At 70.6% G+C, this 12,369-nt stretch carries 11 protein-coding genes; 3 read left to right on the top strand and 8 right to left on the bottom strand.

Annotated features, from left to right (window positions below):
* Window positions 1-18: 18 nt before the first annotated feature.
* Window positions 19-345 (bottom strand): ferredoxin, encoded by a 327-nt coding sequence (gene fdxA, locus PV734_RS27305; RefSeq protein WP_319092146.1) that lies wholly within the window; start codon window positions 343-345, stop codon window positions 19-21.
* Window positions 346-486: 141 nt separating this feature from the next.
* Between fdxA and PV734_RS27300 the strand changes: the two genes are divergently transcribed.
* A complete protein-coding gene (locus PV734_RS27300) occupies window positions 487-1,488 on the top strand; it encodes a GNAT family N-acetyltransferase (RefSeq protein WP_319092147.1) in 1,002 nt (333 codons plus the stop codon).
* 16 nt (window positions 1,489-1,504) lie between these two features.
* On the top strand, window positions 1,505-2,368 hold the full coding sequence (locus tag PV734_RS27295) for a transglutaminase-like domain-containing protein (protein ID WP_319092148.1): 864 nt from the start codon (window positions 1,505-1,507) through the stop codon (window positions 2,366-2,368).
* Window positions 2,369-2,497: 129 nt separating this feature from the next.
* Here PV734_RS27295 and PV734_RS27290 read toward each other — a convergent pair whose 3' ends face one another.
* The 7 genes from PV734_RS27290 to mshB all read right to left on the bottom strand — a co-directional run bounded on the left by PV734_RS27290 (window position 2,498) and on the right by mshB (window position 10,116).
* Window positions 2,498-3,115 (bottom strand): response regulator transcription factor, encoded by a 618-nt coding sequence (locus PV734_RS27290; protein ID WP_319092149.1) that lies wholly within the window; start codon window positions 3,113-3,115, stop codon window positions 2,498-2,500.
* Window positions 3,112-4,302, bottom strand: coding sequence for a sensor histidine kinase (locus PV734_RS27285; protein ID WP_319292483.1), 1,191 nt, complete (start codon window positions 4,300-4,302; stop codon window positions 3,112-3,114). Before PV734_RS27285 ends, PV734_RS27290 begins: the two co-directional genes overlap by 4 nt.
* Window positions 4,299-5,039 (bottom strand): ABC transporter permease, encoded by a 741-nt coding sequence (locus tag PV734_RS27280; RefSeq protein ID WP_319292481.1) that lies wholly within the window; start codon window positions 5,037-5,039, stop codon window positions 4,299-4,301. Before PV734_RS27280 ends, PV734_RS27285 begins: the two co-directional genes overlap by 4 nt.
* Window positions 5,036-5,965, bottom strand: coding sequence for an ABC transporter ATP-binding protein (locus tag PV734_RS27275; protein ID WP_319292479.1), 930 nt, complete (start codon window positions 5,963-5,965; stop codon window positions 5,036-5,038). The genes PV734_RS27280 and PV734_RS27275 overlap by 4 nt, the downstream gene beginning before the upstream one ends.
* A gap of 141 nt (window positions 5,966-6,106) precedes the next feature.
* Window positions 6,107-8,575: a hypothetical protein gene (locus PV734_RS27270; RefSeq protein WP_319292477.1), complete on the bottom strand. Its 2,469-nt coding sequence runs from the start codon at window positions 8,573-8,575 to the stop codon at window positions 6,107-6,109.
* Window positions 8,576-8,731: 156 nt separating this feature from the next.
* Entirely contained in the window at window positions 8,732-9,235 is a 504-nt protein-coding gene (locus tag PV734_RS27265) for a DUF6113 family protein (protein ID WP_319292475.1), read from the bottom strand.
* Complete coding sequence (mshB, locus tag PV734_RS27260; RefSeq protein ID WP_319092155.1) at window positions 9,232-10,116, bottom strand: N-acetyl-1-D-myo-inositol-2-amino-2-deoxy-alpha-D-glucopyranoside deacetylase; 885 nt, start codon at window positions 10,114-10,116, stop codon at window positions 9,232-9,234. The genes PV734_RS27265 and mshB overlap by 4 nt, the downstream gene beginning before the upstream one ends.
* Before the next feature lie 731 nt (window positions 10,117-10,847).
* On the opposite strand from mshB, the gene PV734_RS27255 reads away from it, so the two are divergent.
* Complete coding sequence (locus tag PV734_RS27255; protein WP_319292473.1) at window positions 10,848-12,347, top strand: hypothetical protein; 1,500 nt, start codon at window positions 10,848-10,850, stop codon at window positions 12,345-12,347.
* Window positions 12,348-12,369 lie beyond the last annotated feature (22 nt).

Here is a 12,369-nt window from a genome sequence, read left to right as displayed (position 1 = left end):
AGGTTCTGCGGGCCGCTCTCAGCCGTTCTGGTTCTGCGGCGGCAGCGCGGCGATGAAGGGGTGATCACGCTCGATCAGCCCCAGCTTGCTGGCGCCACCGGGCGAACCCAGCTCGTCGAAGTACTCGACGTTCGCCTTGTAGTAGTCCTTCCACTCCTCCGGAGTGTCGTCCTCGTAGAAGATGGCCTCGACCGGGCAGACCGGCTCACAGGCCCCGCAGTCGACACATTCGTCCGGGTGGATGTACAAGGACCGGGAGCCCTCGTAGATGCAGTCGACCGGGCACTCTTCAATGCACGCCTTGTCCTTGACGTCGACACAAGGCTGCGCGATGACGTAGGTCACGCTGTCGTTCCTCCTCGATAGGGCGCTGGCGAGCCGTCTTCAGGCTCCGCCACCTGGCGCGCGGGAGCGCGGCGTCGTCGATGCCCACACCTAGTATCTCCGTTCCCGAGCATGATCCATACAGGAGGGGTGAACTGACCTGTGGAAATCTCCGCGGCAGGCCGTCTTGAGGTCCGTATTACCGCTGCTGACGTGGGCAAACGTGTCTCTGTTCGACGGCTGAACGAAGAAGCTCCCGGTAATGAGAAGTTCACCGACACGGTCGGAGTTCTCACATCATGGGACGAAGACGCCGGTGTGCTTCTGATCACACGGCGGAACGGGGAGCGTGTTCGGGTCGCGGAAACGTCCCTGGTGGCGGGCAAGGTCGTCCCGGCGGCCCCCGCCCGTCGCCGCGGTCCGGCCGCCTCGTACGAGGAACTGGCGCGGGTCTCCGCACGGGCCTGGCAGCCGGTGGAGAGCGAGCGGCTGGGCGAGTGGGAGTTGCGGGCCGCCTCCGGCTTCACCCGGCGGGCCAACTCGGTGCTGCCGGTCGGCGACCCGGGACTGCCCCTGGACGAGGCGCTGACGACCGTACGGCGCTGGTACGGCGAGCGCGGACTGCCCGCCTACGTCCAGACCGCCACCGGCGCCGAGGGCACGCAGGAGCTGCTGTGCGCCGAGCTGGAGGAGCGCGGGTGGACGCGTGAGGTGACGGCCGAGCTGTGGGTCGGGGGGCTGGCGCCCGTCGCCGATCTCGGCACCGGCGCGGCGGAGGTCGTGCTGTCCCGGGAGGCCGACGAGGCGTGGCTCGCGCGGTACCAGCGCAAGGGCGTGAGTGACGTGGCCCTGGCGGTGCTGGGCAGCGGCCCCTCTGTGTGGTTCGCGACCGTGCCGGGGGGCGAGGGGGAGGCTCCGGCCGCCATCGGGCGGTGTGTCGTGGACGGGCGCTGGGCCGGGTTCGCCGCCGTCGAGGTGGATCCCGGCAGGCGTCGGCAGGGGCTGGCCTCGGCTGTCATGGCCGCGCTGGCCGAACGGGCGCTGGCGGAGGGCGCGTCGGCCGCCTGGCTCCAGGTGGAGGCCGACAATACGGGGGCACGGGCCCTCTACGCCGGGATGGGGTTCGCGGCACATCACTCCTACCATCACTATCGATCGGCGTGAGAGGGCAGGGACTGTCATGCGTTTCCCTCATCCCCCGCCATACCCTCCGGAGCCCGGGCGGTCCGCCGAGCTGCGGCGGCTGTTCGCCGACGAGGCCAGGTCGGGGCAGCCCGACCTGACGACGCTGTGTCTGCTGATGGGCTCGGTCGCGGACAGGGCGCTCGACGAGGCGGGCGTGGACGCCGTGCAGATGGAACTCGACCGGCTGGCCGGGCAGTTGCCGTTCCGGCCGGGCGGGCCGCGCGCCTGGGCGACAGCCCTGCGTGAACTCCTGGGCGAGCGCCACGGGTTCCGGGGCAGTCCCGCCGACTACCAGCGACTGGAGTCCTCGCTGCTGCACGAAGTGCTGGTGCGGCGGCGGGGGTTGCCGATCCTGCTGTCCGTGCTGTGGATGGAGGTCGCCCGGCGGGCGGGGGCTCCGGTGCACGGGGTAGCGCTGCCCGGTCACTTCGTCGTGGGGTTCGGGCCGGTTGACGAGCAGGTGCTCGCCGACCCCTTCGACGGCGGGCGGGTGCTGAGCGGGAGCGACGCGGAGCTGCTGGTGGCGGGGGCCACCGGGGAGGCGTTGGAACCGTCGATGCTGATGCCCGCCGATCCGCTGGATGTGATGCTGCGGGTGCTGAACAACGTGCGGGCGTGGGGTGCGGCGCGGCCCGAGCGGTCGGAAGTGTCCCTGTGGGCGGTGGAGTTGGCGTTGCTGCTGCCTTCGCATCCGGCCCGGCTGCGGTACGAGCGGGCTCAGTTGCTGGTGCGGCGGGGGGAGTTCGTGGCGGGGGCGGCCGAGCTTGAGGGATACGCCGAGATCGTCTCGACGTTCGATCCACCGGCGGCGGAGCGGATGCGGGGGCAGGCCCGAGCGGCTCGAGCGCGGCTGAACTGAGGGTTGCTTTCTTGGTTCGTGGGCGAGCGCGGGTGCGTTGTGGCTGGTCGCGCAGTTCCCCGCGCCCCTAGGTCGGTCCCCGCGGCCCTTGTTGGTAGGTGAACCTGCCGCCAATCCAGCGAAAGCCCTCTACAACCAGCCCTTCTCTCTCGCTATCCGTACCGCCTCCGTTCTGTTTCTCGCCGTCAGTTTCTGGATGGCGGTGGAGAGGTAGTTGCGGACCGTGCCCTGGGAGAGGTGCAGGATCGTCGCCAGCTCGGCGTTGGTCGCGCCGTCCGCCGCCGCGCGCAGCACCTCGCGTTCGCGGTCCGTCAGCGGGTTGGCTCCGTCCGCCAGTGCGGCTGCCGCCAGGGTCGGGTCGATGACACGTTCCCCGGCCAGCACCTTGCGTACCGCTGCCGCGAGTTGGGCGGCGGGGGCATCCTTGACCAGGAAGGCGTCCGCCCCGGACTCCATGGCGGCGCGGAGGTAGCCGGGGCGCCCGAAGGTCGTGAGGACGACCAGCTTCAGGGACGGGAACTCCCGGTGGAGCTGGGCCGCCGCCTCGATACCGGTCGCGCCCGGCATCTCGATGTCCAGGAGGGCCACGTCCAGATCTGCGTGGGCACGGGCGGCCGGCAACACCTCGTCGCCGCGCGCCACTTGGGTCACGACCTCGATGTCCGGCTCCAGGCCGAGCAGCGCGGCCAGCGCCTCGCGGACCATCGACTGGTCCTCCGCCAACAGGACCTTGATCATGCGGGTCATGAAGCGGATCCTACGTCCGCCGCGTCCACCGAGTCCGCGGCGGCCGACGTGGTGCCCGTCGGCACCCTGGCCACCAGCCGGAAGCCGTGTTTCGTGCGGGACGTCTCCAGGGAGCCGCCCGCCTTCTCCAGACGTTCCGCGAGGCCGGTGAGACCGTTGCCGGGAGTGCCGGTCGAGCCGCCGCCCGGGCCGTCGTCCTCGACGGACAGTTCGAGCACCGGGCCGTCCAGGGTCTGCCGGCTCAGCACCTCCACCGTGCAGCGCCGGGCCCCGCTGTGCCGTACGACGTTCGTCACCGCCTCGCGCAGCGCCCAGGCGAGGGCGGCCTCCGCCTCCTCGTCGGCGTCGGCCCGGACCGGGTCCGTGGGCAGGGCGGCCGTGATGCCCGCCGCCGTCAACGCGACCTGCGCGCCGGCCAGTTCACCGGCCAGCCGGGGACGACGGTAGCCGCTGACCGCCTCCCGGACGTCGACCAGGGCCTGGCGGCTCACCTGCTCGATGTCGGCCACCTGCTGGGCCGCCTTCTCGGGGTGGGCGGGGAGCATCCGGCCCGCCAGTTCGCTCTTCAGGGTGATCAGGGAGAGGGAGTGGCCCAGCAGGTCGTGCAGGTCCCTCGCCAGCCGCAGCCGTTCCTCGTTCGCCGCCAACTGGGCGACCGTGGCCCGGGCCTCCCTCAACTCGATCGTCGTGCGCACGAGTTGCCGTACGCCCGCCATGGCGGCGCCACCGAGCAGGGCCGGGACGATGAGGCCGGACAGATAGGAGTGGCCACCGGGGACCACCAGCGCGACGGCCGTCATCAGGGCCGCGTTGGCGGCGATCGCCCAGCGGGACATCCGGAGCGGCAGGGCGGCGCCGGACGAGGTGGACACGTACACGAACAGGACGAGCCACTCGCGGCCCAGGGAGAGTGCCATGACGGTCGACTGGACCGCGAGGAGCGCCAGACACGCCGTCACCAGGCGGGTCGTCTCGCCGCGGCCCGTGCGGAAGACCATGGCCGCGTACCAACCGACGAAGGCCACCAGCCCCAGCCAGCCGACGACCTGTGCGCCCGTGCTGTGGCCGCCGTGGAGGAGGTCACCGGCCGGGGCGCCCAGATAGAACAGCCAGATGCCGATCCAGAGGGACTTCACCACTCGCTGCCTGCGGGTCCGCGGGGGCTGCCCGATGCCGATGCTGCTCACGCCTTCAGCGTGTCCTTCCGGTACAGCCAGGCCGCGCCGCCCGCGAAGAGGACGAACGAGACGGCCAGGATCGCCACATCCTTCATCTGCGGGGCGTCACCCAGCTCGATGGAACGTCCCAGGGCAGCGTACGCGTGCGTGGGCAGCCACTTCGCGATGTCCTGCAGCCAGCCGGGGAAGGTGGTCGTCGGCATCCACAGGCCGCCGAGCATGGAAAGGCCGAAGTAGACGATCATCGTGATCGGGCGGACCGCGTCCCCGCTCGCCAGGTAGCCGATGGCCACTCCGAGCGCGGCGAAGACGAGGCTGCCGACCCAGATCGCCCCGGTGAGCGCCAGCCACTTCCAGGCATCCAGGCGTACGTCCTTCACGGCCGCCGCGACGACGAAGACGATCACGATCGACGGGAGGCTGATCACGGCCGCGCTCGCCGTCTTCGCCAGTACGTAGCCGCGCCCCGGCAGCGGGGTGAGCCGCAGCTGCCGTACCCAGCCGCTCTCGCGCTCCTTGGCGATGCGCTCGCTGTTGCCCATCAGGACGGCCGTCAGGGCACCGAAGGAGGCCATGGAGACCATGAAGAAGGTCGGCAGGTTGAGGTCGGTGCCCGTCACCTTCGTGGTGCTGTCCGCGCTGCCCGCGATCAGCAGGAACAGCGCGGAGGGGTAGATCACCGAGAAGAACAGGAACTTGCGGTTGCGCAGGGCCCGGGTGATCTCGAGTCGGATGAGGTCGTTCATGCTGTGCGCGCCTCCTCGGCTGCGGCGGTGAGGGTGACGAACGCCTGCTCAAGGCCCAGGCCGGCCACTTCGAGGTTGCGCGGGTAGAGGCCGAGCCCGTACACGGCGTGGACGGTCGCGTCGGCGTCGGAGGACTGGATGCGGACGGTCTGCCCCGACACGTCGAGTGCGGTGAGGAAGGGCAGGGTCCGCAGGACCGTCTCGTCCACCGGGGTCTCTTCCGTCTCCAGGTCGAAGGAGATCCGGCGCGCGCCCGCCTTCGCCTTGATCTCGGCGGCCGTGCCGTCGGCCAGCAGACGGCCCCGGTGCAGGACGAGGACGCGGTCCGCTATCGCGTCCGCCTCCTCCAGGTAGTGGGTGGCGAACAGGACGGTACGGCCCTGGTCCGCCTGCTCGCGCATGGTCGCCCAGAAGGCCTGGCGGGCGGTGACGTCCATGCCGGTCGTGGGCTCGTCCAGGACGATCAGGGCGCTGTCCCCGGCCGTGGCGAGCGCGAACCGGACGCGTTGTTCCTGGCCGCCGGACAGCTTGTTGACCTTGCGGTCGGCGAGCTGGGTGATCCCGGCCCGGGAGAGGACCTCACCGACCGGGAAGGGGCGCGGGTGCAGACCGCAGACCAGCGACACGAGCTCGCGGACGGTGACCTCGTCCATCAGACCGCCGCTCTGCAGCATGGCGCCGACGTGCCCGCCGACGATGGCCTCCCTGGGGCTCCTGCCGAGGACACGGACGGTGCCGGTGTCGGGCTGCTTGAGGCCGAGGAGCAGGTCGAGGGTGGTCGACTTGCCGGCTCCGTTGGGGCCCAGGAGGGCCACGGTCTCGCCGGGCCGGAGGGTGAGCGCGAGCCCGTCGACGGCCCGTACCTCGCCGTAGCTCTTCGTGACCTGGTCGAACTCGACCACGGTGGTGGTTTCCATGAGGTCCATCGTGGCCGCGGGCCGGGCCCGCCCGGCAGTGCCGGGGGGCCTGACTCGCGGATGACAGATGTCATGTACTAGGGGCGCGGGGAACTGCGCGACCAGCCCCCACCGGGCCGCGGCAAAAGAACCGCGTACCCGGCGGAGCTCTTACGTGGGGTTCGTCTCGATGATCCCGACCCGGTTACTGCTGCTGACCAGCGCGGGGCGCATCGCGCCGATCACGTCCTCGACGGTGACCGGGGTCTTGTTGCCGTTGCCACGGGCGATGAGGACCTGGTCGAAGGTGGCGCCGTACAGCTCCTTCAGCGCGACCTTGTCGTACGCCTCGACGAGCTTGCCGTTGATCGGCTTCACCTGCAGGAACTTCCACAGGGAGTTCTTCGGACTGAACTCCACCTCGGGCACGCCGGTCTCCACGCGGACGGTGACGTTGGCGGACATCGCCGGGACAGCGAACTCCTTCATCATCCGGTCGACCTCGGCGTTCGAGATCGTCGGCTCCTGCGACTTGGTGGGCACCTGGACCGGCGTACTCGTGCCGCTCTCCACCTGGCTGCGGTAGGCGTTCTCCACCGACTCCACGGCCGCGGCGGCGTCGATGCCCTTGCCTGCCTTGCCGTAGACGGCGACGGCCTTGCCGGACACGAACTTGATCGTGCCGTCGCTCGCCGAGCCGCTTCCGCCGGCCACCCGCTGGAGTGCGGCGGCGAGCTTCTCCTCGTCGACCGGCAGGACGGGATCCACGACCCGCTGCTGTCCGAAGAGCGAGCCGACCACCGACATCGGGTTGTAGTCGCTGACGGCCGCCGCCCGGACCGTGGCCTGGGTGTCGAACTGGAGCCCCGCCTGGTCCGGCCTGAGCTCGACCGTCTTGCCGTCGACGGACAGCTTCAGCGGCTGGTTCATCCGCTTGTCGAAGGCGTCGTCGAGCTTCTTGACGGCGTCGTCCCGGGTGCCGCCGCCGATGTCGACGCCGAACACGGTGGTGCCCTTGGGCACGTCGGAGTGGTTCATCAGCAGCCCGGCGCCGTAGGCGCCACCGGCGACGAGGAAGACGGCGGCGAACAGCAGCGTCAGCTTGCTGCGGCCCTTCTTCTTCGCCTTCTTCTTGCCCTTGGGAGCGGCAGCGGCGGGCGTGTTGGGCGACACCGGCTCGGGCAGCTTCGGCGGGGTGTGCGGAAGCGGTCCGTCGGAGTGGGTACCCGGCCCGAACGGGGAGTTCCGGTCGGTCGGGACGACGGGCATGCCGCTGGTGAGGGTGGAGCTGGAGATGTTGTCGACGGAGCCGCCGTAGCCGCCGGCGCCCAGGTCGGGGGCGTGCTTCTGCGGGGTCAGGATCGCGGTGTCGTCGCTGAGCCCGCCGGCGAGCCGACCCGTGCCGGAGACACTGGCGGCGGAGGGGCTGCCCACGACGGGCGGGACGACCGGGCCGTCTCCGGTGACGGGACCGCCGGTCGGACCGGCGGGGCCGCGCCGACCCGGAGCGCCGGGCGCACCGGGCCCACCGAAGCCGTTCTGACCGTTCTGGCCGTTCTGGCCGCCGAAGTCACCGAAGTCGTTCGGCGCCGTGAAGTCGTTCTGGGCCGAGAAGTCGTGCTGGGGGCCGAATCCACCGGCCTGCCCACCGAAACCGCCCTGCCCGCCCTGACCGCTCTGCCCGTTCGGTCCGGCCTGCCCGTTGGGGCCGCCCTGACCGCCCTGACCGCCTTGGCCGCCCTGCCCGTTGTCCGAGAAGAACGGCAGGTCGTCGCGTCGCGGTTCACCACGGCCGTCGACCGTCCCGGCTCCGGCGCCCGGTCCGCCCTGGTTACGTGGGTTGCCGCCCGGCGGGTAGGAAGACGCGCCCGAGGGGCCCGCCCCGACCGCCAGTGCCCCGGTCACGTCGAAGGAACCGGTGCCGCCACTGTGCCCGGGAGCCACGGGACCGGCGCCGGTGGCACCGCCGAGTCCGGCACCCTTCGTACCGCCACCGCTGCTGGGACCACCGGCGGCGCGGGGGCCGCCCGCGTTGCCCGCGGCGCCCATGACGCCCAGTCCGGGGCGCGAAGAGCCCGTGGAAGGGCCGCTGTTGGGACCACCGGGGCGTGAAGCGCCCGCCGGTCCCGTGCCGTTGGGGCCGCCGGGGCGGGGGCCCGCCGGTGCGGGGCCCGAAGCGCCGGGCATACCCGCCCCGTTGCTCGGGCCGCCGCCCGGACCACCCGCGGGCGCACCGGACTTGCGCGGCGCGAACCAGTCGCTGGTCTTCTCCCCGGGCTGGCCCGGGGCTTCTGCGGAGGGCTCCGCGACACCGTTGGACGGGGGCGCGTCCGGCGTTCTGCCGTCGCCTCCCGTCCGGGGCCGCGCATGGGTCCCGGTGGTCTCGGAGGACTCGGTGTCCGCGACGGGCGTCCGCACGACGACAGGCGGAATCGGCCGGGATCCGGGGATGTTGATCCGGATCCGGGTCGTCAGCGTGGTCTCGGTCTTGGGTCCGTCCGGCTCCGCGGCCGAACGGCCCGCGTCCGCACCGCCGTCGGACGACGCCATGGGCGTGCCGTACGGCGGTGTCCCCGAGGGGTAGGCGGCACCTCCGCGCCCGTTGGGCCCGGAGGACGGACTGTCAGTTTCACGACTCAAGGCAGGTTCTCCCGGTTGGCTCCGCCGCCCGACGCGACCTCACGCGGACAGCTCGGCGGCGCGCACCACCATACTGGCCACGTCTGGCGCGTATCCCACGACCGCCGGAGAAACCATCACCGGACCCCCACGCGGTTGCGGCGGCGAAGTAGTACGTCACTTGCCAAGTCGGACGGTGGGGCCGTCCGGTTGCCGCGTCCGGGCGAGCGTGGCACACATCACAGCGACAGCCATGCCACCGAGGAGGAAGAGGTAGGAACCGACTCCTGCGGCGAACAGGAAGTCCCCTTCCGGGCGGCTGGCGGTGAGCAGGACGACGGCGACCATCCAGCCGGCCGCCGGCGCGACCGCCCCGGCGCGGGCACCGACGGCACGCGCCCCGCCGAGGAACAGGCCGGCCGCCCCCACCAGCGCGAGCAGCAGCCCGCCCGGGAACCACGCGGCCTGGACGAGCACGCCGGCGGCCCCTACGACGGCTCCGAGGACGAACAGGCCCAGGTAGCCCGCCGCACGCCCCGCAGAGGGCGCCACGAGCGGCTGGGCGAGCACACTGCCGCCGTCTCCCCCGGCGCCCGCCCCCGCGCCCGCTCCAGTCCCGGCTCCGGCCTTTCCGCGCGCTTTGCCCGCGGGGATCTTCCCGTTCGCACTGTTCGCACTCATCGCACACCGGCCTCGGTGACCGGGTCGGACACCCCGTCGAAGAGATCCGTCTCACGAACCGAACCGTGTTCGCCTCGCTCCCCCCGCACCAATTCGTAGTACTCGTCCACGAAGAGCGGCTGGGCCTGCTGGTTGGAGAGTGCGAACCAGGGCTCGGCCACCTCGATCTGCGTCGCGTGGGCGCGCATCGCGGCGGCCTTCGCGGCGGCGTACGCGGTGCCGTCGACGGCCGTTGTGACGAACTCCGCGTCCACGACACCCGGTACGTCGTCGATCACCCCGGCCTTGACGAAGGGCAACCCGGGCAGCGCCTCCCGGAGACGGGCGAAGCCCTCCTCGGCGACCGGGCGGGGAACCCGGTTCCAGTACACCTTGGCCACACTCCAGCCGGCCTCGGCGGCCAGCTCCACCGCGCGCATGGTGACGCGGTGGGCCTGGATGTGGTCGGGGTGGCCGTAGCCGCCGTCAGGGTCATAGGTGACAACGACCTGGGGCCGGACTTCGAGGATCACCTCGACGAGGTACCCGGCCGCCTCGTCGACGTCCGCCTGCCAGAAGCAGCCGGGGTCGTCGTTGTCGGCGAGCCCCATCATCCCGGAGTCCCCGTACCGGCCGGGTCCGCCGAGCAGCCGGTGATCGTCGACACCGAGGGCGCGCATCGCCGCCGCCAGCTCCCCCAGCCGGTACTCGCCGAGGGAGGCACCGGTGAGATGCGCGAGCTCGGGCGGAATGACCTCGCCAAGCTCACCGAGGGTGCAGGTGACGAGGGTCACCCGGGCCCCCTCGGCCGCGTACCGGGCCATGGTCGCGCCGTTGTTGATCGACTCGTCGTCCGGATGCGCGTGCACCAGGAGAAGACGCCGGTCGGGCAGTTCCGTCATGGGGTCACTTTACGAGGCGCGGGGGTGCGGGCCGATCGGGCCTGCCTGGCGGTCGGCCCTCTGGGCAACGCGGCAGGCCGGTTGTCGGGATCTTCCGGTCGGCGATGGTGACGTCCTTGCCCTGGACGAAGCCCTTGCGGGTGGCGTAGGTACCGCACCGACTGAGGGGAGGCTCCCGGCCTCGGGCAGGTGGCGGAGGGCATGACTGCGCCCAGCGGCGGTCCGGAGGGGACCAGGACCACCGACCGGAGTGAAGGCAGATCCTGCGGCCGTACCCGGCCCAGCGCCCGCAATACCGTCATCGGCTTCGCCTCTGGCATCAAAGTCGCGACCACCAACGGGAGTTCGCTGCGGACGCTGTTCGGACCCCACACCCGGCCGTCGGCGCGGTCACCCGTGACCGGGGCCTCACGAGGCACGGAGAACTTCTGAAACTGCGGCGGGATCCGGCGATTTCTGCAGGACTTGAGCACAATTTGAGCTCACCGGCAAAGCGAGTTGACCTCTATGGCAAAACGATCCCCAAGATCGTTGACCCTTAAAGTTTCGCCGGGTTAGCTACAAGTCAAGCGACGGACAGCAGACCAGTGCGCGAGGCGGGGGCACATTCAAGGGCGATCAGCCGCGCTCGCCGAACTTTACAGCCGCATTTCGTACGGCTCACTTGACCCATCGGACGACCCGGAAAAGCCGGGGGCGTCCATAAATTCGGGGATTCGGGGATTTCCTTCATGTCCAAAATATCTGGCAGACGACTGACTCTGGCCACTGCACTCAGTGTCGTCGCCACCTCGGCCGTGGTTGGCCTGGGAATGGCCTCACCGGCTCACGCCGTCTGCACGCAGAGCACCACCGAGTCCCCGGGCTGCGGCAGCACCAGCAGCCCGAGCCCGACCACAACGACGGACGACAAACCCACGGACGGCGGGGCACTGCCCTCGAGCGGACCGATCATCACCGCGGCGCCCAGCCCCGGCACCCTGGCTCCCGTGTCCGGCGCCGCGACGGTCAAGGGGGTCTTCACCCTGGGCAACGGTTCACCGCTGGCCGGCGCCACGGTGACCCTGACACCAGTGGACGAGGTGCCGGCAGACGGCAGCACGATCACACCGACGACAGTGGGCACGGCGACCACGGCATCGGACGGCAGCTGGTCGTTCACCCTGCCATCGACCCTGCCGGGCAAGTTGCAGTCCTACGCGGACGACAACGGAGGCGTGCTCTCGCTGGAGGCGTCTTTCTACGGCCAGGCCGCGGACGGCACGCTGCTGACCGGTACCGACTACGTGGATGCCGGAGTGGCCACTGGTTCCGCGACCACGGAGGGGTCTGCCGCGGCTCGCACCGAGACGTCGGACACCGTGGCGATCCACCCCGACGCGGACGGGACGGTGGTGACGCCAGCCGACTCGACCCTGATCGACAGCGCGGACACCGCAGACGGCTCGAACAATACGAACAGCGCTTCCGGTACAGCTGTGAACACCTGGCAGTCCGCGGACGGCACATCGACCACCGGCTTTACCCCGGATGTCGTCGGAGGAGTCGACTACAGCGCCGTGAAGCCGAAGCTCGGCGGGGGCTGCATACCAAGCAAGCACGTCATCAAGCAGCACGACTACTACACCGCCGTCGGCGAGGCGCACGCGTACTACGACACCACCGCCGCCTTCGAGTACAACAACACCCTGTCGAGCACCTGGGGTGTGGCGACCAGCGTCGACGGAGAGCACTGGTCGATCACCGGAAAGGTTTCCCGCAAGAGCAGCACCGGCCACGCCGTCGGCTTCGCGAATCAGGGGCCACACTGGGCCAAGCGATTCCAGATTCCGGTCGAATACCAGGACGTCGACCACCAGGTAGCCTGCCCCGAGGGCAAGGTCACACATTCATATTCCATTCTGCCGGTGAAGTACGACATTCCCTCCGGAGGCGCGGTGGCGAGGTACGGTGCCGATGTCAGCTCCAAGGACGGGCTGACGGCTTACCGGAATTCCAATCCGGCTTATCGAGCACGTCTGGACCAGAAGCAGTACGCGTCCATCACCTCCGGCACCTCCGTCACCATCGGCTATGCCGCCAAGGTTTTCGGGGTGACGATCAGCCTCGACACCGAGTACGGCACGTCGCACTTCCAGAAGATCACTGCGGGATCGGGCAGTGAGGAGCACGACATCTGGGGCGCCAAGGGCAAGATTTCAGGGAACCCCGGTGTCATCTACTCGTACTAGCCGCCGCGTTCGTGCCCGGGCC

The sequence above is a fragment of the Streptomyces sp. AK08-02 genome (assembly GCF_033795085.1).
In the GTDB taxonomy this organism is placed as follows: Bacteria; Actinomycetota; Actinomycetes; order Streptomycetales; family Streptomycetaceae; genus Streptomyces; species Streptomyces echiniscabiei.
This window is presented reverse-complemented; position numbering and strand designations above follow the sequence as displayed.